The sequence below is a fragment of the Gemmobacter aquatilis genome (assembly GCF_900110025.1).
GTDB classification, from domain to species: domain Bacteria; phylum Pseudomonadota; class Alphaproteobacteria; order Rhodobacterales; family Rhodobacteraceae; genus Gemmobacter; species Gemmobacter aquatilis.
This window is the reverse complement of record NZ_FOCE01000002.1, coordinates 21,965-41,664: the sequence shown is the minus strand read 5'-3', so window position 1 is coordinate 41,664 and position 19,700 is coordinate 21,965. Positions and strand designations below refer to the sequence as shown.

The 19,700-nt window shown below is 66.4% G+C and carries 19 protein-coding genes; 6 read left to right on the top strand and 13 right to left on the bottom strand.

Translation table 11 applies throughout. The features are described 5' to 3' along the window. Positions 1-69: 69 nt before the first annotated feature. The 3 genes from prfA (at position 70) to BMX43_RS03965 (ending at position 3,046) form a co-directional block, all read left to right on the top strand. Positions 70-1,125, top strand: a complete 1,056-nt coding sequence (gene prfA / locus BMX43_RS03975; protein ID WP_091297331.1) for a peptide chain release factor 1 — start codon at positions 70-72, stop codon at positions 1,123-1,125. Next, the gene (gene prmC / locus BMX43_RS03970) at positions 1,122-1,955 is read left to right on the top strand and encodes a peptide chain release factor N(5)-glutamine methyltransferase (protein ID WP_091297328.1); all 834 of its coding nucleotides are present in this window, start codon (positions 1,122-1,124) and stop codon (positions 1,953-1,955) included. Before prfA ends, prmC begins: the two co-directional genes overlap by 4 nt. Before the next feature lie 230 nt (positions 1,956-2,185). Next, positions 2,186-3,046: a DUF4167 domain-containing protein gene (locus BMX43_RS03965; protein WP_091297324.1), complete on the top strand. Its 861-nt coding sequence runs from the start codon at positions 2,186-2,188 to the stop codon at positions 3,044-3,046. Between the two features lie 53 nt (positions 3,047-3,099). Here the strand turns inward: BMX43_RS03965 and rsmA are convergent, their stop codons facing one another. From rsmA to lptF, 6 genes are all read right to left on the bottom strand, one after another. Beyond that, positions 3,100-3,942, bottom strand: a complete 843-nt coding sequence (gene rsmA / locus BMX43_RS03960; RefSeq protein ID WP_091297321.1) for a 16S rRNA (adenine(1518)-N(6)/adenine(1519)-N(6))-dimethyltransferase RsmA — start codon at positions 3,940-3,942, stop codon at positions 3,100-3,102. A 70-nt stretch (positions 3,943-4,012) separates the two neighbouring features. Beyond that, positions 4,013-4,984, bottom strand: a complete 972-nt coding sequence (pdxA, locus tag BMX43_RS03955) for a 4-hydroxythreonine-4-phosphate dehydrogenase PdxA (protein WP_091297318.1) — start codon at positions 4,982-4,984, stop codon at positions 4,013-4,015. 3 nt (positions 4,985-4,987) lie between these two features. Further along, the gene (locus BMX43_RS03950) at positions 4,988-6,196 is read right to left on the bottom strand and encodes a peptidylprolyl isomerase (protein ID WP_091297314.1); all 1,209 of its coding nucleotides are present in this window, start codon (positions 6,194-6,196) and stop codon (positions 4,988-4,990) included. Between the two features lie 52 nt (positions 6,197-6,248). Next, positions 6,249-8,417 carry an LPS-assembly protein LptD gene (locus tag BMX43_RS03945; protein WP_091297312.1) on the bottom strand — a complete coding sequence of 723 codons (2,169 nt, stop codon included), beginning with the start codon at positions 8,415-8,417 and terminating at the stop codon, positions 6,249-6,251. Further along, positions 8,417-9,511 carry an LPS export ABC transporter permease LptG gene (lptG, locus tag BMX43_RS03940; protein ID WP_091297309.1) on the bottom strand — a complete coding sequence of 365 codons (1,095 nt, stop codon included), beginning with the start codon at positions 9,509-9,511 and terminating at the stop codon, positions 8,417-8,419. Before lptG ends, BMX43_RS03945 begins: the two co-directional genes overlap by 1 nt. Next, entirely contained in the window at positions 9,508-10,638 is a 1,131-nt protein-coding gene (gene lptF, locus BMX43_RS03935) for an LPS export ABC transporter permease LptF (RefSeq protein WP_091297306.1), read from the bottom strand. The genes lptG and lptF overlap by 4 nt, the downstream gene beginning before the upstream one ends. A gap of 151 nt (positions 10,639-10,789) precedes the next feature. Between lptF and BMX43_RS03930 the strand changes: the two genes are divergently transcribed. Then, the gene (locus BMX43_RS03930; protein WP_091297303.1) at positions 10,790-12,259 is read left to right on the top strand and encodes a leucyl aminopeptidase; all 1,470 of its coding nucleotides are present in this window, start codon (positions 10,790-10,792) and stop codon (positions 12,257-12,259) included. Then, positions 12,259-12,726, top strand: a complete 468-nt coding sequence (locus BMX43_RS03925) for a DNA polymerase III subunit chi (protein ID WP_091297299.1) — start codon at positions 12,259-12,261, stop codon at positions 12,724-12,726. The genes BMX43_RS03930 and BMX43_RS03925 overlap by 1 nt, the downstream gene beginning before the upstream one ends. Here BMX43_RS03925 and BMX43_RS03920 read toward each other — a convergent pair. The 4 genes from BMX43_RS03920 to BMX43_RS03905 all read right to left on the bottom strand — a co-directional run bounded on the left by BMX43_RS03920 (position 12,716) and on the right by BMX43_RS03905 (position 17,896). Beyond that, complete coding sequence (locus BMX43_RS03920; RefSeq protein ID WP_091297281.1) at positions 12,716-13,288, bottom strand: retropepsin-like aspartic protease family protein; 573 nt, start codon at positions 13,286-13,288, stop codon at positions 12,716-12,718. The two genes, BMX43_RS03925 and BMX43_RS03920, sit on opposite strands and share 11 nt — an antisense overlap. A 166-nt stretch (positions 13,289-13,454) precedes the next feature. Beyond that, positions 13,455-14,072, bottom strand: coding sequence for a MarC family protein (locus BMX43_RS03915; RefSeq protein ID WP_091298943.1), 618 nt, complete (start codon positions 14,070-14,072; stop codon positions 13,455-13,457). A gap of 398 nt (positions 14,073-14,470) precedes the next feature. Then, complete coding sequence (locus tag BMX43_RS03910) at positions 14,471-15,916, bottom strand: calcium-binding protein (protein WP_091297279.1); 1,446 nt, start codon at positions 15,914-15,916, stop codon at positions 14,471-14,473. 129 nt (positions 15,917-16,045) lie between these two features. Beyond that, complete coding sequence (locus BMX43_RS03905; RefSeq protein ID WP_091297276.1) at positions 16,046-17,896, bottom strand: ABC-F family ATP-binding cassette domain-containing protein; 1,851 nt, start codon at positions 17,894-17,896, stop codon at positions 16,046-16,048. 306 nt (positions 17,897-18,202) lie between these two features. Here BMX43_RS03905 and ndk point away from each other — a divergent pair, with 306 nt between their 5' ends. After that, positions 18,203-18,625 (top strand): nucleoside-diphosphate kinase, encoded by a 423-nt coding sequence (gene ndk, locus BMX43_RS03900; RefSeq protein WP_091297272.1) that lies wholly within the window; start codon positions 18,203-18,205, stop codon positions 18,623-18,625. On the opposite strand, the gene BMX43_RS03895 is transcribed toward ndk, so the two are convergent. The 3 genes from BMX43_RS03895 to BMX43_RS03890 form a co-directional block, all read right to left on the bottom strand. Beyond that, entirely contained in the window at positions 18,622-18,987 is a 366-nt protein-coding gene (locus tag BMX43_RS03895) for a TfoX/Sxy family protein (RefSeq protein ID WP_091297268.1), read from the bottom strand. The two genes, ndk and BMX43_RS03895, sit on opposite strands and share 4 nt — an antisense overlap. Before the next feature lie 96 nt (positions 18,988-19,083). Beyond that, positions 19,084-19,218 carry a hypothetical protein gene (locus BMX43_RS20355; RefSeq protein WP_281243107.1) on the bottom strand — a complete coding sequence of 45 codons (135 nt, stop codon included), beginning with the start codon at positions 19,216-19,218 and terminating at the stop codon, positions 19,084-19,086. Between the two features lie 225 nt (positions 19,219-19,443). Further along, entirely contained in the window at positions 19,444-19,641 is a 198-nt protein-coding gene (locus BMX43_RS03890) for a heavy-metal-associated domain-containing protein (protein WP_091297264.1), read from the bottom strand. Positions 19,642-19,700 lie beyond the last annotated feature (59 nt).

Here is a 19,700-nt window from a genome sequence, read left to right as displayed (position 1 = left end):
GGGGTCCGGGGCAGCGCCCCGGGGCTTCCACCCTTGACCCCGCAGGGCCTTCGCGCCAAACCGCGTGCCATGGTTCCTTTTGAAAAACTCGACCAGATCACCCGCCGCTTCGAGTTTCTTGAAGCGAAGCTTGGCGCCGGCGCGGCCCCGGCGGAAATCGCTGCCTTGAGCCGTGAATATTCCGATCTGAAACCCGTCGTCACCGAAATCGCCGCCTATCGCACCGCGCTGGCCGATCTGGCCGAGGCCGAGGGTTGGCTGGCCGACCCCGAGATGAAGGTGCTGGCCGAGGAAGAACTGCCCCGCCTGCGCGCCCGTATCCCCGAGATGGAACAGGCGCTGCGCCTTGCCCTGCTGCCGAAAGACGCCGCCGATGCCCGCCCCGCCATCCTTGAAATCCGCCCCGGCACCGGCGGCGACGAGGCGGCGCTGTTCGCGGGCGATCTGGCGCGGATGTATCAGCGCTATGCCGAACGCATGGGCTGGCGCTTCGAGATTCTGGAACAGCAACTGTCCGATCTGGGCGGGATCAAGGAATTCACCGCCCATGTGCAGGGCGAGGGCGTGTTCGCCCGGCTGAAATACGAGGCGGGCACCCACCGCGTGCAGCGCGTGCCGGAAACCGAGGCGCAGGGGCGCATCCACACCTCTGCCGCCACGGTCGCCGTGCTGCCCGAGGCCGAGGATGTGGATATCGACATTCCGGCCAGCGACATCCGCATCGACACGATGCGCAGCAGCGGGGCAGGCGGGCAGCATGTGAACACCACCGACTCGGCGGTGCGCATCACCCATTTGCCGACCGGGATCATCGTCACCTCTTCGGAAAAGTCGCAGCACCGCAACCGCGAGATCGCCATGCAGGTGCTGCGCGCCCGGCTGTTTGAACGCGAGCGGGATCGGGTTGCCAATGCCCGCGCCGCCGACCGCAAGGCGCAGGTGGGTTCGGGCGACCGCAGCGAACGCATCCGCACCTACAACTTCCCGCAGGGGCGGATGACCGATCACCGCATCAACCTGACGCTTTACGCCCTGCCGCAGATCATGGCGGGCGACCTGACCGAAGTGATCGACGCGCTGACAGCCCATGATCAGGCCGCCAAACTGGCGGAGATGGAGGCATGAGCGCGGGTGCCGCCTATCGCGCCGCTGTGGCCCGGCTGGCGGCGGCAGGCGTGGCCGACCCCGCGCGCGACGCAAGGCTGCTGCTGGCCCATGCGATGGGGATTGCCCCCGACCGGCTGATGCTGGCGCTGCACGACCCGTTGCCACCCGAGGCCGCGCAGCGGTTCGAGGCGGCGCTGGCGGCGCGCGCGGCGCGCCAGCCGGTCAGCCAGATCACCGGGCAGCGGCAGTTCTGGGGCCGCAGCTTCCGGGTGACGCCCGATGTGCTGGACCCGCGGCCCGAAACCGAAACCCTGATCGCCGCCGCATTGGAGGCGCCGTTTGCCCGCGTGCTGGATCTGGGCACCGGATCGGGGGCGATCCTGCTGACGCTGCTGGCCGAACGGCCCGGCGCGCAGGGGCTGGCCGTCGATCTGTCGCCCGCCGCGCTGGCGGTGGCGCAGGGCAATGCGGCGGCGCTGGGGCTGGACGGTCGCGCGCGTTTTCACCTGTCGGACTGGTTCGCAGCGGTCGAGGGGCGGTTCGATCTGATCGTGTCGAACCCGCCCTATATCGCGCAGGACGAGATGGGCGACCTGTCGCCCGAGGTGCGCGACTGGGAGCCGCATCTGGCGCTGACGCCGGGCGGCGACGGGCTGGCGGCCTACCGTGCCATCGCGGCGGGGGCGCTGGCGCATCTGGTGCCGGGCGGGCGGCTGATGGTGGAAATCGGCCCGCGTCAGGGGCAGGCGGTGGCCGCGCTGTTCGCCGGGGCCGGGCTGCAGGCCCCGCGCATCCTGCCCGATTTCGACGGGCGCGACCGCGTGGTGGCGGCTTCCTGCCCAATCTGAGCCGCCATCGCGCCGCACCACGCGAAAAACTGCCGCTTTGCCGGGGTATCCAGTGAGAATCCGCTTGTCAGAACTCCGCCCGCATGGTTACTCGGGGTCAGCAGTCGGGCGGGATTGGGTCGCCCCTGCGGTCAAGCAAAAAGCATGACGACGGGTTCCTGAGGAACCTCCAGCCCCCCCGCGTGGCAGGCCGTCGGTCAAAGCCAGTATAGTCTGGATCAAAGGACACTATGAGATCCTCCAAGTCCCGCTCGCGTTCGAAGTCGAACCGCCCGCGCTCGATGGGCAATATCGTGAACCGTGTCTTCGACAGCTCCGGCCCCGAAGGCAAGGTGCGCGGTACGCCGCAGCAGATCATCGAGAAATACCTGTTCCTTGCCAGGGATGCACAGCTCTCCAATGACCGCGTGGCGGCGGAGAACTTTCTGCAACATGCGGAACATTACACCCGCATGCTGGGCGAAGCGCAGCGCGAGCTGGCCGCCGAGCAGGAGGCCCGCCAGCAGCAGTTCGGGCAGGGTGGTGGCCAGAACGCCCAGGGGGGCCAGAACGGCAACCAGAATGGCCAGAACGGCAATCAGGGCTACCGCGACCGCAATGAGCGGACCGACCGGGGCGACCGGCCGGATCGTGGCGAGTATCGCCCCGACCCGCGAGACGAGCGTGATATCGGCGCGGGCGAACAGCCCGATCTGGGGGATACCGTGCGCTTTCCCGGTGCGGAAGAAGACGCCATTCTGGTCGAAACCCCCGAGATGAAACCGCGCAGCGATGCGCCGCGTCAGGACAGCCGCGCGCCGCGCGAACGGCGCGAGTATCAGGGCGAACGGCGTGAGCCGCAGCCGCGCAATGAAAAGCGCGAGCCCCGCCCGGATGCGCCGCGCAAGGTGGAAAAGGTGGAAATCGCACGGGCAGAGGCCCCCCGGCCCGAGCCTGTGGCCGAGACGCCGCCCGCCGCCGCCTCTGTCGAGGCCAGCGAGGCCCCAGCCCCGGCGCCCAAGCCCAAACGCGCCCCGGCGCCGCGCAAGCCCAAGGTCGAAAAGCCTGCCGCCGCGCCCAAAGGCAGCGATCCGGCCGAAGCCGCAGAATAAGGAAAACGGGGCCGCTTGGCCCCGTTTTTCATTCTGCCCCAGCCTGTGCCCGCTCAGCCCGCCGCGACGATCCGGGCCAGCGCACAGAACTGCTCCAGCGCGATTTCCTCGGCCCGGGCGGTGGGCGCGATCCCCGCCGCTTCCAGCATCGCTTCGACCTGCGGCCCCAGCCCCTTGAGCGACGAGCGCAGCATCTTGCGGCGCTGGTTGAAGGCCATGGCGGTGATCCGGCTCAGCACCGCGCCATCCGCCGGGTAGCGCGGCTCGGCCAGCCGGGTCAGATGGACCACGGCAGAATGGACCTTGGGCGCGGGGGTGAAGGCCTCGGGCGGCAGATGCAGCACGATCTTTGCGTCGCAGCGCCATTGCGCCAGCAGCGCCAGCCGCCCGTAATGATCGGTCCGGGGTTTGGCCACGATCCGCTCGGCCACCTCTTTCTGGAACATCAGCGTCAGGCTGTCCCAGAAGGGCGGCCACACCTTCGGCGTCAGCCAGCGGACCAGCAGTTCGGTGCCGACATTGTAGGGCAGGTTCGCCACGATGCGGATCGGCGGCGTCAGATGCGACAGCACATCCACCTCCAGCGCGTCGCCGTGGATCACCTCCAGCTTGCCGGGATAGGCCGCCGCGATCTCGGCCAGCGCGGGCAGGCAGCGGGCATCCTTTTCCACTGCCAGCACCCGGCGCGCGCCCTCGGCCAGCAAGCCACGCGTCAGCCCACCGGGGCCGGGCCCGACCTCCAGCACGTCGCAGCCGGTCAGATCACCGGCCTGCCGCGCGATTTTCGCGGTCAGGTTCAGATCCAGCAGAAAGTTCTGGCCCAGTTGCTTCTTCGCCACCAGCTCATGCGCCGCGATCACCTCGCGCAGGGGCGGAAGCCCGTCAATCGTCGCCATATGCTGCGGCTCCTGCTTTCATCTTGGCCCAAATATCCCGGGGGTGCGGGGGCTGGCCCCCGCTGCGCGGTCAAAGCCCCCGCGCCACCGCCATCTGATGCGCCATCCGCAGCGCCGCCACAAGGCTTGACGGCTCGGCAATACCCTTGCCCGCGATGTCGAAGGCGGTGCCGTGATCGGGCGAGGTACGGACGAAGGGCAGGCCCAGCGTCACATTCACCCCGCCGTCGAAATCCACCGTCTTGATCGGGATCAGCGCCTGATCGTGATACATGCAGATCGCCACGTCATAGCCCGCCCGGGCGCGGGGATGGAACATGGTGTCGGCAGGCAGCGGGCCACGGATCACCATGCCTTCCGCCGCCAGTTTCTCGATCACCGGGGCGATGACCCGCAGATCCTCGGTGCCCATGGCGCCGCCTTCGCCGGCATGGGGGTTGAGCCCCGCCACCGCCAGACGCGGGTGGCTCAGCCCGAAATCGCGGCGCAGGGCGGCTTCGGTGATGCGGATCGTGTCTTCCAGCAGCGCGGGCGTCAGCGCGCGCGGCACCTCGGCCAGCGGGATATGGATGGTCACCGGCACCACGCGCAGCGCGGGCGCGGCCAGCATCATCACCACGCGGTCCACCCCGGCCAGAAAGGCGAGGTATTCGGTATGGCCGGGATGCTTGAACCCGGCGCCGTCTTTCAGCACCTTCTTGTGGATCGGCGCGGTGCAGATGGCGCTGGCCTGCCCCTGCTGCACCAGCCGCACCGCGCGGGCGATGACCTCGATCACGCCGCGCGCATTGGCATAGGTGATCTGGCCGGGCGTGGCGGGGGCGGCAAAGGGGTGGGGCAGCACCGGCAGAAGGCCGGGCGGCACGGCGATGGCCTCGGCCGGGCTGGCGATCAGGCGATGCGCAGTGCCGGGGGGCAGGTGGCGCGCATCACCCATCCAGAAGAACGGCAGGTCGGCGCCCAGAATATGGCGGGCTTTCACCGCGATTTCCGGGCCGATTCCGGCAGGTTCGCCGCAGGTCAGTGCAATCGGGGCCGTCACGGATCAGGGCTTCCGGATGATCGCATCGGCCCGCAGGGTCGAAAGATACAGGTTGCTCTGGGCGTCGATCTTGCGGTTGAGCAGGGCGCGGCGCACGGTTTCCCGGTCGATCGGGGTTTCGCTGACCGGGCGACGCGCGCAGAGGATCAGCAGTTCGCGTGCACCTGCGGCGCTGCGCAGCGCGGATTCGCCGGGATCCAGCCGCCCCAGTTCCAGCGCCAGATCGGCGGGCAGGCTGGACATGGCGGCGGTCTGGATCGAGAACTGGTCGGTGCCAAGGCCCGGGGAAACGCCATAGACATCCTTGCAGGTTTCGATCTGGCTGCGCACGCGGGCCAGTTCAGCCTCACCTTCCGGTGTGGCGGGCTGGCGCAGGCGACCATAGTCCACTTCGACCCGGCCCGCGCTGGCGGCCTTGATTTCGGTCACGCCGCGCAGTTGGAGGATGGCGATGGCGCCGGTCATCGGCACCGGCGCACTTACCTGGCCGGGTTTCAGGGCGGTGACGATGGAGGCGAGTTGCGGCGGCATGTTCGACGAGATCATCGGCGGCAGGCGCCCGTTCTGATCGCGCGATGCGGCGGCCGAATATTTCGCCACCGCAGCCGTGAATTCCGCCTCGGACTTGACGGTGGTGCTGATCTGTTGCGCCAGGGCCATGGCATCGGCCTCGCGCCCCGGTGGGACACCGATGATCAGTTCGGACAGCGAAAAGCTGAGTTCGGTCTTGCGGGTTTCGGCCTCGATCGCGCGGTCGATCTCGGTTTCCGAAACCTTGGTGGTGCCCGCGAACTTGCCGCGCGCGATCTCGCGCCAGATCGCCCCGGCGCTGACGAAATCACGGAAGGTTTCGGGGGCCACACCGGCGGTGCCCAGTTGCACCACGAAAGCCTCGGACGTCAGGTTGGCGCGGCCTGCAAACTCTTCCATCGCGGCGGTGATGTCTTCTTCGGGCAGTTCGACCTTGTAGCGTTTGGCCTCTTGCAGGCGCAGCCGGTCTTCGATCAGCCCATCCAGTGCCAGCTTTTCCACATCGCCGCCCGCGCCCAGCAGTTTCAGGAACAGGGTGCGCTGTTGCAATTCGTAATGGGTGATGGCGCGATCATTGATGATCAGCACCGGCGCGAAGGGGTTGGCCTGCGCATGGGCAGGGGCCTGGCTGGCGCCGAGGGCGATCAGGCTGGCCGTGAGCAGAGGGAAAAGGCGGGTCATCGGGGCAGTCTCATCCTGTTGGCCTCGGGCCGGGTTCCGGTGGGTCTTCGGGTCAGCTTCGGCAGCGCCGGGTTGCCCCGGAGGGAGCCGAGCCGCCAAAGCCCAGAAGATCGACCGAGAGGCCGAAATCGGTGGTCGGTTTCACACTAGTCGAGGACGTGAAGCGGCGCGAGAGGGAAAGATCGACCAGCAGGCATTCGTTGCGGAACTGGAAGCCCACCCCGGCGCGGGTGGCGCGGTCGGCCTCGAAATCATACCGGGCAGAGAGTTTGCCGGTCCAGGCTTCGGTCAGGGCATAGCGCCCGTCGAAGTAGAGTTCCTGTGTATCGGTGGTGCGGTTTTCGGCATCGTCAGCCTCCAGCCAGATGTAGGAAGAACTGAGACCGTAGGTTTCACGGTCCAGATCCATGCGGAATTCGGTCTTGGTCAGCGTCATGTCATTGGCGATCAGCATCCGGTTGGTCAGCGTCAACCCGCCGGGCACGATCACCTGTGCGGTGGCAAGCCAGTCGGAATTGATGCCGTTCAGCCCCGAGGCCGAGGTGAACTGCCCCTGATCGGCGCTGCGATAGACGCGGCCCAGCGCGGTTGCGAGGCTCCAGCCCGAGGGGGCGTAGCGGGTCCACATCACGCCAAGGTTGACGCGGTTGCCTTCCTCGCGCGCGTCGGAGCCGGAAAAGCGACCGAGCGAGAACAGGTTGCTTTCGTCGAATTCCACCAATGCGCTGTCTTCATTGGGCACATCGGCGCTGTCGGTGGGGGCCATGACCAGTTGCACCACGGGTTCGATGACATGGCTGGCGCCGTCGGCACTGGTGGCGATCCAGGGCCAGCGCAGTTCGACGGCGGCGGCCCCGAACAGGCGGCCGATCGTGCCCTCATAGGTGGCATCCTGACGGATGACATAGTAATCGCCGTTCAGTTCGCCCAAGGCCGCGCCCAGCAGGCCGGGGCCGAAAGCCCAGTTGCGCCGCCAGTCGAAGCGCAGCGAGGTGCGGCTCATATCGCGGCCATCGGCGATGGTATCGGTGTCGATGTCGCTGTCGATCGGGCTGGTGGAACTGCGGTAATGCGCATGTGTCTGCAGCCGGAAGCCGCCTTCGCCGCCCAGTGGCCCGCCGGAAAAACGCCGGTGCCAGGTGACATCGCCGATCAGGGTGGGCAGGCTGGCATTGCTTTCCAGCTGGCCGCCGATGTCGCGGATCGAATGGACATTGACCAGCCGCCCCGAGATATATTCGTTGCGGCGGGTCCGGGCGATCTCCACCTCGCTCAGCAGGCGGTCCTTGTCGGAGATGCCGTAGTCGAGCAGATAGGCCGGATCGCTGACCGCCTCGGCCTCGAAGGTCAGGGTAAAGCTTTTCGGCAGGGCGAAGGTGCCCTCGGCCCGCAGATAGCCGCGCGCCTCATCGGGCAGGATCTGGTCGCGCGACCCCATGCCGGTGACGGAAATCTGGCCATTGGTGAAGGCCTGACGGTAGCGCAGTTCCAGCGTGCGCCCGCCCTCGGTGCTGAGATAGGGGGTGAAGGTCAGATCGCGGCTGTCGCCCAGCGGCACGAAATACGGCATCTTCAGCCCCGAGCCGAGGCCGGAGGTGGTGCGCAGTTCCGGGGTCAGCAGGCCGGTGGCGCGATCCAGCGTCGGGTCGGGCATCCGCAGGCGCGGGATATAGAACACCGGCAGCCCTGCCACGCGCAGTTGCGCGCCATCGAAGTAGAGCTGCCGTTCCTGCTGGTCATGCACCACGGTCCGGGCGCGGATTTCCCACAGCGGGGTGGGGTTCGCGGCGCAGACCTGACAGGACGAGGCCACGCTATTGGACAGTTGTGTATAGCGCCCGCCCGCCCGCACCATGCGTTCTGCCGCGATCTGCATCTGCTGTTTCAGCACAAGCCGCGCCGAGAGCAGGATGCCGTCGCGCAGATCGGAGGTGAGGCTGGCACTGTCGGCCAGCACCAGATCTCCCTCGGGGCTGGTCACGGAGATCGGGCCGGCAATCTCCAGCCGGTCGGTGGCCTGATCGTAGCTGACACGGGTGGCGCGCAGGGTCTGGCCGCGATAGCGGATCACCACGCCGCCTTCGGCGATCAGCAGGCTGCTGCCATTGACCGACACGCGGTCGGCCATAAGGCTGGCCATGTCCTGCGCGGGTGTGGCCAGCGGCAGGGCACTGAGCAGCAGCGCGGCGAGCAGGGATCGCAGGCGGGGAAGGGGGCGCATCAGCCGTCCTCCAGATGCAGGAGCAAGCCGATGGCGAACAGCGTGGCGGCGACGGGCGGCGCCCAGGCGGCCAGGGGCACCGGGATCTGGCCATTTTCGCCCAGAACCTGCGCAAAGTTGCGCAGAAAGAAGATGGCGAAGCCACCCAGAATGGCCATGAGCACAAGCATCCCCGTGCGCCCGAACCGCGCATGGCGCATGGTGAATCCCGCGGCGACCAGCACCATGGCGGTCATCAGCAGCGGCAGGGCCAGTTGCGTCTGCAGCCAGACCTGATGGTTGCGCGCAGAAAAACCTGCCCGCTCCAGCCCCTTGATATAGGCGGGCAGATCCCAGATCGGGATGGCGGCGGGGCTGCCGAAACTGTCGCGGATCGCCTCGCGCGTCAGGTCGGACGGCAGTTGGCTGCTGGCCGAGGTGGTGGCGGCCTGTTCGGGGTTGGCACTGTTCAGCGCCCAGTGCTTGGCCGCTGTCAGATCCCATGCACCGGGCACAAGGGTGGCGCTGTCTGCCTCGATCCGCTGCACCGGCAGGCCGGTGTCATCGAAGGACAGGAAGGTGACGCCGTAAAGCGAGGTGCCATCGGCATTGGCGCGCGCGGCATGGATCACCGTCTGCGATCCGTCACCGCCTTGCCTGAGCCAGAGCCCCTCTTCCGACACCGACAAGATCCGCTCCTTGCCCCGGGCATAATTGGTATAGAGCGTTTCATATTCCTTGCTGGTGGCCGCCACCAGAGGGTTCAGCACCGCCACCGCAATCACGCCGATCCCCAGCGACACGACGACAGGAGTGACCAGAAACCGCAGGCCGGATCGGCCCGAGGCGCGCACCACGACCAGTTCGGAGCTGCGGGCAAGGCCGATGAACAGGGCGATGGCCGACAGGATCATGATCAGCGGCAGGATGCGATACAGGCTGTCAGGCACGTTGAGCAGCGACAGATGCGCGGCCTGCGCCAGCCCCGCGCCCTTGTCGCCAAAGCGGCGCAGCTGTTCCAGCATGTCGATCAGCACCATGATGCCGAAGAAGGCCAGCAGCACCCGCAGGAACATCCAGGTGAACTTGCGCGCGATATACAGCGAAAGCGTCATGCCGCCTGCCCCCCGTCTGCCGGTGTGCGGCGCAGGCGCCGCGGGCGTTGCGCCAGCCACAGCAGGCCGCCCGCCAGCGCCAGACCGGCCAGCGGCGCGACATAGGCCAGCGCCCAGCCGTGATTGACCCGCTGCGCCGCACCGCTGGCGGCGGTGGAGATCAGTTGCACGAGGATCAGCAGCAGCACCGCCCCGACGATCTGCCGCCAGAGGCCAAAGCGCGAGAAGCTGCCCACCAGCAGCGCCGCAAAGCCCAGCAGCGCAGAGGCAAGACCAAGGAAGGGCACGGCGATGCGGGCATGGGCCTCGGCCAGAAAGGTGGCGCGGCTCTTGCCGGTTTCGGCGATCAGGGCGGGGGTGGCGGAAAACAGCTCTGGCGTGGAAAGCTCGTCCACGCTGCGCCCGGGCAGCACGGTTTCGCCCAGCAACGCGCCCAGATCATAGGTGAAATCGTCAAACCGGGTGACGGCCAGCCGGGCCGATCCATCCAGCGCCTGCACCATGCCGTCGAACATGATCAGCTTCGGCCCCGCATCGCCCCGCACCAGCAGCGCCCGCGCGGCGGTATAAGTGCGCCGCGCCTCGGGCTTGCGGTCATCGGCGAGGAAAAGGTCGTGCAGTTCTCCCTGATCGGTGATGCGGCGGATGAACAGGGTGATTCCCTCGGCCGGATGCAGGAATTCGCCATCCGACAGATAGCGGGCGGTGACATTCTCGGCAATTTCGGCGCTGCGGGTGGCAAGGGCGGCGCGGCTGGCGGGCACCAGCACATTCATCAGCACGATCATCATCAGCGCGACGCAGAGCCCGAAATACAAGACGGGCCGCGCCAGCCGGAACGGCGAAAAGCCGGTGGCCTGCATCACCACAAGCTCGCTGTCGGCAGTTAGCCGGTTGATGCCGTAGACCGTGGCGGCAAAGGCCGAAATGGGCAACACGAGGCGGATGACATTGGGCAGGGTCAGCATCGAGAATTCAAGAAAGACCAGTGCGGATTGCCCGTCGCCGATCAGTTCATCGAACAGGCTGACCGCGCGGTTTACCCAGTAGATCGCCACCAGCACCAGCGAGAAGAACCCGAAAAGCGCCAGAAGGTGCGACAGCAGGTATCTGTCGAATCTGGACAAGCGGGCTCCTTTCAAAAATCGCGTCAAGTGCGCGGGACGCTAGCCGAATTCCCCCGCGGGGAAAACTGCTATCTGGTCAAGCGCGCTGCCCGGCGATAGCCTCCCGGCGAAAGCCCGCCACAGCGCGGGTGCAGCCAGCCGGAGAAGTCTCATGTCCCATCCCGTTCCGCTTCAGTTCCAGCCCGTCGATGCCGATGCGGTGCTGACCACGCCGGGGCGCATCGCACTGGTGGTTGACGAGGGTGGCAAGCTGGGGCTTGCCGGGCGCAAGCTGGACAAGGCGATGAAGGGGGCGCTGGCGCGCTATCTGGCGTCGGAGGCGTTCGGCAGCCTGAAATCGGGCGAGGCCGCCGATCTGGCCTGGCCCGCCGGGCTGGCAGCCGAAGTGGTGCAGGTGGTGAAGCTGGAGCGCCGGGCCGATGCGGCGCAGGCGCGCAAGGCGGGGGCCGCGATCGGCAAGGCGCTGGCCAAGGCCGGCACGCTGGTTCTGGCGGAAAACGTGAAACTGGCGGCTGACCTGTCGTTCGGCCTTGCGATGCGCGCCTATGATTTCACCCCGCACAAGACCGGCGAGAAAACCGTGACCGGCCCGGTCACGGTGATGGTCAGCGAGCCCGAGGCGGTGGCGGCACAGGCCGGGCCGATGGCCGCGCTGGTGGAAGGCGTGTTCTTCACCCGCGATCTGGTGAACGAGCCGGCCAATGTGCTGACCACCTTCGATTTCGCCGCCCGTCTGGCCGCCATGCAGGAGCTGGGGCTGGAGGTGGAGATCATCGAGGAAGACGAGCTGATCAAGCTGGGCATGGGGGCGCTGATCGGCGTCGGCATGGGGTCCGAGACCCCCTCGAAAGTCGTGGTGCTGCAGTGGAAGGGTGGGCCGGAAGGTGCGCCGCCGCTGGCGCTGATCGGCAAGGGCGTGGTGTTCGACACCGGCGGCATTTCGATCAAGCCCGCAGCAGGCATGGAAGAGATGACGATGGACATGGGCGGCGCAGCCGTCGTGTCGGGCGTGATGCGCACACTGGCGCTGCGCAAGGCGCAGGCCAATGTGGTGGGCATCGTCGGTCTGGTGGAAAACATGCCTGACGGGCGGGCGCAGCGGCCCGGCGACGTGGTGAAATCCATGAAGGGCGACACGATCGAGGTGATCAACACCGATGCCGAGGGGCGTTTGGTGCTGGCCGATGTGATGTGGTATGCGCAGGAGCGGTTCAACCCGGTCGGCATGATCGACCTTGCCACCCTGACCGGCGCGATCATCGTGGCACTGGGGCATGAAAATGCCGGGGTCTTTTCCAACAATGATGCACTGTGCGAAAACTTCCTCAAGGCCGCCAAGGCCGAGGGCGAGGGGGCTTGGCGGATGCCGATGGGCGAAGCCTATGATGCCAAGCTGAAATCGCGCATTGCCGACATGATGAATGTCGGCGGGCGCGACGGCGGGGCGATCACCGCAGCGCAGTTCCTGCAACGCTTCGTGAAGCCGGAAACACCGTGGATCCATCTGGATATCGCGGGCACGGCGCTGCTGAAGGCGGAGTCGGTTCTGGCGCCGAAGGGGGCCACCGGCTGGGGCGTGATGGCGCTGAACCGGCTGATCAAGGACCGGTTCGAGCGCTGATGGCGCTCGTCCTGTTCTATCACCTCACGCGGTCTTCCGCCGAGGAAACGGCGGTGCAACTGCTGCCGCGCGCGCTGGCCGCGGGCTGGCGCGTCATGCTGCGCGCCTGCACGGCCGAGCGGCTGGACTGGCTGGACCAGAAGCTGTGGCAGGGGCCGGAAGACGGGTTCCTGCCGCATGGCGTGGAAGGCGGGCCGCATGACGCGGATCAGCCGGTGCTGCTGGGGCGCGGGCCGATCACCAACGGGGCCCGTGCGCTGATGCTGATGGATGGCGCGCAGCCGCTGCCGGGCGAGGCGGCGGGGCTGGAGCGTGTCTGGGTGCTGTTCGACGGGCTGGATGAGGTGGCGCTGAACGGCGCGCGGGGCTTGTGGAAGGCGGTGGTGGCCGAAGGGCTGCACGCGCAATACTGGTCGGAGGAAAGCGGGCGCTGGCAGATGAAGACCGAGAAACCGGCTAGCGGCTGAGGATCATCTTGGCGCCGTCGATCTCGATCCGGTAGCGGCGCAGGTAATCCATGCCCAGCAGCGAATCCATCATCGCACCGCTGGTGACATAGGCCGATATGCCCGCGTCCACCACATCGCCCAGGGCGAGGCTGTCCAGCCGCACCCGCGCGGTGGACACAGTGCCATTGGCGGTATTGGCGCTGCCGATATAGGCCAGCGCGCCGGGGTCGATCCCGGCGGCTTCGGCATCGCGGCGGCTGAGCACGATATTCGTGGCGCCGGTATCGACCAGAAAGGTCACCGGCGCGCCATTCACCTGTAGCGTCAGGTAATAATGCCCGTCCGGTGCGCGCGGCACTTCGATGCGGCCCTGCACCATGGCCTGGATCGGCTGCTCGCTATGGCGGATGTCGCTCCACAGCGCATAACCTGCGGCCACGCCGACAAAGATCAGCCCCCAGCCCATCGCGGCGCGCATCGCCTGCCCCAGACGCCCGCGATATTCCACCATGACCCAGCCCGATACGGCGGCCAGAATCAGGGCGAGATAGATGAGCTGGGTGATCCGGTCACTGTCCATGGCGCCTCCTGGGACAGAGGTAGGGGGCGGGGGTCGGCTGCGCAAGATGGGCGGCGATCCGGTTGCGGCGCGGGGGGTAAGGAAGAGGAGTATTTATGCCAGGATGAAAGCGGCAGGTGTTTCATCCTGGCCCAAATACTCATGCCTGCGGCAGCCACCGGGCGCGTCAGATCAAGCCGGTGCCCTTCACCCCGTCGATCACGAACTGCACCGACAGCGCCGCCAGCAACATGCCCAGCAACCGGGTGATGACGATCGTGCCGGTGCGCCCCAGCGCACGTTCGATCGGCGGCGAGGCGAGCAGGAACAGGAAGGTGACCAGCATCATCGCCACCATCAGCCCGATCACCGCCAAAGTGCCCACCCAGCCGCCGCCGCTTTGCCCCGCCAGCAGGATCATCGTGGCAATGGCGCCCGGCCCGGCGATCAGCGGCGTGGCCAGCGGGAAGACCGAGGGGTCATGGTCCGGCTCGGGGTGCTGGCCCTCGCGGCGCTGGGTGCGGCGTTCGAACAGCATGTCGAGCGCGGTCAGGAACAGCAGCATGCCGCCTGCAATGCGGAAGGCTGGCATCGAGATTCCGACAAAGCCCAGAATCGCCTCGCCCGCCACGGCGAACAGCAGCAACAGCACCGTGGCGATGATGCAGGCGCGCAGGGCCATGGCGCGACGGCGTTCGGTACTCATCCCCCGCGTCAGGGCGATGAACAGCGGCACAAGGCCCGGCGGGTCGATCACGACGAACAGGGTGGCAAAGGCGGTAATCAGAAATCCGGTCTCGATCATGCCACCGCCCTGTTGCGCTTGAGCCATGGTGACGCGGAACCCGCGGCCGCGCAATCAAAAAGGCAGCCGGGTTGCCGCGGATGCCTGTCAGCCATCCCGCAGGCATCCGCGGGCGGCCACGTCGAACCCTTGACCGGCCGACGTGATGGGACAACACGGTGCCTCACCTGCGGCGCAAGCAGACATGCTGACCCAGGTCGGGCAGGATTTGCTGCCGGAATGCTGGCCCGCAGCACTCCTTGAGCGAGAGGAGGGTACAGGTCATCTGAAACAGCTTTCACGGTTGCAGCAACACGGTGCTTCGCTGCGACTGGGGGGAACCTATTGAAACTGTGCTGATGCGCAGGTTTTATCTTCACCTGCGCAGCCTGTTCAGCGGGCGCAAGACGCGGCGGGCATCACGCGATGATCTGGAAATCCGAAACGTCCAGCGCCAGCCCGGCCGATAGCTGGGCGATCAGCACGGCAGAGCCCGCGCCGTTGCCATCGGCATCGAACAACAGATCGCCGTTCGTTTCGTCGTAGAGAATCCGCTGCGCCCGGGTGGTGGCCTCGCTCCCGATCGTAAAACGGGCACTGTCGAGTTCAGCCCCCGCCGGGCCGATGTTTCGGATGACGTGGCGCGACAGATGGATGGTGTCGATCCCGATCTCCATATCGGTGATATGGTCAGCAAAGAGCGTGGCATCGGGGCCGGAGATCACGAAAACATCGGCATCGGCCCCCCCGGTCAGCACATCTGCGCCGTCAGCGCCGACCAACGTATCGGAATCGCCCCCACCCAGCAGCGTATCGGACCCGGCAAGACCTTTAAGCTGGTCAGCACCGTTCAATCCGCGCAGTTCATTGGCTTGCGCACTGCCGATCAGCAGATCGGCAAAGTTTGATCCCTGTGCATTTTCCACGGACCTGAACACATCGCCCGCCGCCTGCCCCTGGGTGCCCCCCCGGGCCAGCCGCAGGCTGACCCCCTCGCGCGCCGAGACGTAGCTGACCCAATCGGAACCGTCGCCGCCATTCAGACTGTCACCGCCGTCGCCGCCCATCAGAACATCCGACCCCGCGCCGCCCAGCAATGTATCGACCAGCCCGCCGGAATCGAAAGCCCAACCGCCCAGCGCATTGGAATTCAGCGGGTCCAGCGGCGCTTCCGGCGTGAAGGCAGAACTGATCAGCGTGCCCGTATAGGCCTCGTAGAATTCGTCATACCGCGCGTCCCCGATCAGAAGATCATTGCCGCCTGCGCCTGTCAGATGGTCGTTGCCACCGCCCCCCACAATCAGATTGTCGGCAATGCTGCCAATGATGCTGTCATCGCTCTGCGTGCCGCCAACGCCCTCGACACTGGAGAAACTGCGGTTCAGCGCCGTTCCTCCGGTACCCTGCCCGTCAAGTTTCAGGGCAAGGGCGCCGCTGCCCGTGAAAAAGACGATGTCGAACCCGTCCCCTCCGTTCCAGCTGACAGTTTCGGTGCCCCGAACTCCGCTGTCCGCGAACAGGTCATGCCCTTCGTCACCATGCGCAAGAAGCGTGCCGGTGCTGCTGCTGTAGCTGGTAGCGCTGATCCAGTCATGTTCCGAGCCGCCATACATGACATGAGTGCCGCTGTGCGGCCCGGTGAACATGATGTCCCGACCGGCCTCGCCCCAGACAGTGCCGCCATTGCGATAGCCGTCGAACTGGTCGTCGCCTTCCCCGAGGTGCACCAGATAGGCAGCCGCCCATGGCGTCACATGATCGTTGCCGCTGCCGGTCGAAGATATGAGCGTATCCTGATCGCTGGCATGGACAGGCGAAATGACGTCATCCACATTGTCGGCACCGTCAATCCTGAGCTCGCTCATCTCGTCCTCCGCTGGTTGGGCCAGTCGGGATCAGGGTCAGGGTCACCGGCTGGCATGGGATGCTGGCTTGGCAGATCGGTTCACATTATCACGCCGGCGTGACGAGTAAAGCTGCGGCAGATCTTGCCGCTACCCCCCTGCAGCTTCCAGCTTTTCCTGTGCGGCCAGCCACATCGCCTCGGCCCGGTCAAGCCCATCCATCAGTTCGCCGTATTTCTTGTTCCAGGTCTCAAGCTCGCCCTTGCGGCTGTCTTCATAGAGCGCGGGGTCCGCCAGCTTTGCAGCCAGCTTGTCGCGCATCTCGTTCAGCTTACCCAGCCGGTCTTCGCATTTGCGCACCTCGCCGCGCAGGGCAAGAATTTCGTCACGGCTGGGTTTCTTCGGCTTTTCAACGGGTTTTGCGACTTCCTTCACAGGGTCTTCCCCGGCCAGAAGCTCGGCGCGATAGGTTTCGAGATCCTTCTCGTAGGGCGTGACCGCGCCGCCCTTCACCAGCCACAGCCGGTCGGCCACAAGGCCCAGCAGGTGCATGTCATGGCTGACCAGCACCACGGCGCCGGAATATTCGGTCAGTGCCTCGACCAGCGCCTCGCGGCTTTCGATGTCAAGGTGGTTGGTCGGTTCGTCGAGGATCAAGAGATGCGGCGCATCGATGGTGGCCAGCAGCAGCGACAGCCGCGCCTTCTGGCCACCCGACAGACGGCCCACCACGGTTTCGGCCTGATCGGCCATCAGCCCGAACCCGGCAAGGCGGGCGCGCAGCCGGGGCTGGCCTTCGGTGGGGCGCAGCCGCTGGATATGTTGCAGCGGCGTTTCGTCGATATGCAGTTCGTCCACCTGATGCTGCGCGAAATAGCCGATGCGCAGCTTGGAATGGCGGGTAACCTGCCCCCCGGACGCTTCAAGTTTTCCCGCCAACAACTTGGAAAGCGTGGATTTTCCTTCTCCGTTGCGACCCAGCAGCGCGATGCGGTCATCCTGATCTATGCGCAGCGACAGCCGCTTGAGCACGGGTGGGCCGCCATAGCCGACATTGGCGCCTTCGATATTGATGATCGGCGGCGACAGTTCTTCGGGGGCCGGGAAGGTGAAGACCTGCTTGCGCGCCTCTTCCGGGGCGGTGATCGGGGTCATCTTTTCCAGCATTTTCACGCGGCTTTGCGCCTGCACGGCCTTGCTGGCCTTGGCCTTGAAGCGATCGACGAAGCTTTGCAGATGGGCGCGGCGGGCGTCCTGCTTCTTGGCCTCGGCGGTCAGCACGGCGCGGCGTTCGGCCATCTGGCGGGCGAACTGATCGTAGGGGCCGTTCCAATAGGTCAGCTTCCTGGCGTCAAGATGCAGGATGCCCTGCACCGCGCGGTTCAGCAGGCCCCGGTCGTGCGAAATGATCAGCACGGTATGGGGGTATTTCTGCAGATAGCTTTCCAGCCAGAGCGCGCCTTCGAGATCGAGGTAGTTGGTCGGTTCGTCCAGCAGCAGATAGTCGGGCTGGGCGAACAGCACCCCGGCCAGCGCCACCCGCATCCGCCAGCCGCCCGAGAAATCGGAACAGGGGCGCAATTGTGCCTCGGCATCAAAGCCCAGCCCGCGCAGGATGGCTGCGGCGCGGCCCTCTGCGCTCCAGGCATCAATATCGGCGAGGCGGGTCTGGATTTCGGCGATACGATGCGGGTCGGTGGCGGTTTCCGACTCGGCCAGCAGGGCAGAGCGTTCGGTATCGGCCTGCAGCACGGTGTCGAGCAGCGAGGTGGAGGAGGAGGGCACCTCTTGCGCCACGCCACCGATACGGGCGCGGGCGGGGATCGAGATCTCGCCGCCCTCAAGCGCCAGTTCGCCCTTGATCAGGCGGAACAGCGTGGTCTTGCCCGCGCCGTTGCGCCCGACAAGACCAACCTTGTGGCCGGTGGGAATGGTGGCCGAGGCCCCTTCGAACAGGGGGCGGCCTTCGACGGAATAGGTGATATCGGTGATACGCAGCATGGGCGGGAGCCTTGCCTGATGCGCGGCGCAGCGTCAACGGGCCTTCTGGGGACCACATCGCGCATTTGCGGCAGCGCCGGGGGCCAGCCCCCGGACCCCCGGGATATTTTCACCAAGATGAAGACAATGCCGACGCCCCTTCTTCATCTTGGCGAAAATATCCCGGGGGAGTCGCGCGGCACGCGCGGCAGGGGCAGCGCCCCCACCGTCACGGCTTTTCATCATGCGCAGCCCATGGTAGGGAGCGGCCGCAACAGCATTCGCGCGGGGGGCCAAATCCCGCGCATTTTTCCATGGAGAGCCCTCATGGCCATCGAACGCACCCTGTCGATCATCAAGCCCGACGCAACCAAGCGCAACCTCACCGGCAAGATCAATGCCAAGTTCGAGGAAGCCGGTCTGCGCATCGTCGCACAAAAGCGCATCCACCTGTCGATGGCGCAGGCCGGGCAGTTCTATGCCGAGCACAAAGAGCGCCCCTTCTATGGCGAACTGTGCGAATTCATGGCCTCCGAGCCGGTCGTTGTGCAGGTTCTGGAAGGCGAAGGCGCCATTCTGAAAAACCGCGAAGTGATGGGCGCCACCAACCCGGCCAATGCGGCTGACGGCACCATCCGCAAGGAATTTGCCCTGTCGATGGGTGAAAACTCGGTCCACGGGTCGGACAGCGAAGCCTCGGCCGCACGCGAGATTGCCTTCTACTTCTCGGGCCTTGAACTGGTCGGCTAAGATTTGCGGCGGGGCGTCGGAGCGCGCTCCACCACACCCAACATGTCAAGGGCCGCTTCCAGATCGGAGCGGCCCTTGGTTTTTGCCAGAGCCGGGCCTGCCTCGGCCTTCAGCGCATCGAATTTCGCCCGCAGCGCCTTTTTCTCGGCGCCCTGACAATCGTTCCACGGGCGGCCCTGCAGGCCCATCACCAGAACGTAATAGCCGATGAAATGCGGCTGCGTGCCGGATCGCAGCAGCGCCAGATAGGCGGCATCAGCGCCCAAGGCGCGGATCTCTTCGGCAGAATGGATGCCCGCGCGGGCAAAAGCCGCCTCTGACGCCGGGCCGAGATTGGGGATGGAGGAAACGGGTTCGGGCATGGTGCGGCGCTGCGGCCCCCTGAAATGACACGGGCGAGCCTAATGGCTCGCCCAGTCGATTCCAAGCCCCGGTCCAAGCTCCGGTGGGCTGGTGGATCAGATCGCGGCCCAGTCGCGGAACACGGGCGTGCTGCCCTGTTGCGGCTGCGGCTGGGCGGTCTGGCCCTGCTGCTGCGCGGGGCTGGGGGTGCCGCCCTGCTGCGGTTGCGGTTTCGGTTCCGAGGTGGCCATGATGTTTGCTCCGGTTCACTGGCTCTGCTTATGGGGTCGGGCGGCGGGCGCCCCCGCCACTGCGATAAACCCCATGCTGAACCGGGAAACCGGCGGCGATGCGGCAGACTCGTGGCGCGTTCGCGGGCAGATACGGCGGGAATGGACGGGCGGCAAGGGTTGTCGCCACAGAATCGATTCAATTCCGCGTAACTTTTGTGCGATCTTGCCGCAGAGCCACAGGTCTCAGGCCGGTTGCGCCGGGAAGCCGATGGACTCGAGGGTCTTGATCAGCAAGGCGACCTGGGCCGGGCCTTCGATGGTGGCCGTGCGCTGGTCGGCATCGAAGGCGATGGCGGTGACCCCGGGCAAGGGGCGCAGCGCGGCTTCGATCGAGGCACGGCAATGGCCGCAGCTCATGTCGGGAATGGCAAGTTTGGTCATGGTGGACTCCTTTGTCTTCGATATGGGGCTTCCTGTGGCTGGAAGGTCAAGCGGCATCG

What these genes read in the sequence shown, in the direction of transcription:
- BMX43_RS20355 (WP_281243107.1), bottom strand. Translation starts at nt 19,218, where the DNA reads ATGGCCACCTCGGAACCGAAACCGCAACCGCAGCAGGGCGGCACCCCC.
- BMX43_RS03925 (WP_091297299.1), top strand. Translation starts at nt 12,259, where the DNA reads ATGGCGCTCGTCCTGTTCTATCACCTCACGCGGTCTTCCGCCGAGGAA.
- BMX43_RS03920 (WP_091297281.1), bottom strand. Translation starts at nt 13,288, where the DNA reads ATGGACAGTGACCGGATCACCCAGCTCATCTATCTCGCCCTGATTCTG.
- BMX43_RS03890 (WP_091297264.1), bottom strand. Translation starts at nt 19,641, where the DNA reads ATGACCAAACTTGCCATTCCCGACATGAGCTGCGGCCATTGCCGTGCC.
- BMX43_RS03905 (WP_091297276.1), bottom strand. Translation starts at nt 17,896, where the DNA reads ATGCTGCGTATCACCGATATCACCTATTCCGTCGAAGGCCGCCCCCTG.
- BMX43_RS03950 (WP_091297314.1), bottom strand. Translation starts at nt 6,196, where the DNA reads ATGACCCGCCTTTTCCCTCTGCTCACGGCCAGCCTGATCGCCCTCGGC.
- rsmA (WP_091297321.1), bottom strand. Translation starts at nt 3,942, where the DNA reads ATGGCGACGATTGACGGGCTTCCGCCCCTGCGCGAGGTGATCGCGGCG.
- prfA (WP_091297331.1), top strand. Translation starts at nt 70, where the DNA reads ATGGTTCCTTTTGAAAAACTCGACCAGATCACCCGCCGCTTCGAGTTT.
- prmC (WP_091297328.1), top strand. Translation starts at nt 1,122, where the DNA reads ATGAGCGCGGGTGCCGCCTATCGCGCCGCTGTGGCCCGGCTGGCGGCG.
- BMX43_RS03910 (WP_091297279.1), bottom strand. Translation starts at nt 15,916, where the DNA reads ATGAGCGAGCTCAGGATTGACGGTGCCGACAATGTGGATGACGTCATT.
- BMX43_RS03945 (WP_091297312.1), bottom strand. Translation starts at nt 8,417, where the DNA reads ATGCGCCCCCTTCCCCGCCTGCGATCCCTGCTCGCCGCGCTGCTGCTC.
- ndk (WP_091297272.1), top strand. Translation starts at nt 18,203, where the DNA reads ATGGCCATCGAACGCACCCTGTCGATCATCAAGCCCGACGCAACCAAG.
- BMX43_RS03965 (WP_091297324.1), top strand. Translation starts at nt 2,186, where the DNA reads ATGAGATCCTCCAAGTCCCGCTCGCGTTCGAAGTCGAACCGCCCGCGC.
- BMX43_RS03895 (WP_091297268.1), bottom strand. Translation starts at nt 18,987, where the DNA reads ATGCCCGAACCCGTTTCCTCCATCCCCAATCTCGGCCCGGCGTCAGAG.
- BMX43_RS03915 (WP_091298943.1), bottom strand. Translation starts at nt 14,072, where the DNA reads ATGATCGAGACCGGATTTCTGATTACCGCCTTTGCCACCCTGTTCGTC.
- lptG (WP_091297309.1), bottom strand. Translation starts at nt 9,511, where the DNA reads ATGACGCTTTCGCTGTATATCGCGCGCAAGTTCACCTGGATGTTCCTG.
- BMX43_RS03930 (WP_091297303.1), top strand. Translation starts at nt 10,790, where the DNA reads ATGTCCCATCCCGTTCCGCTTCAGTTCCAGCCCGTCGATGCCGATGCG.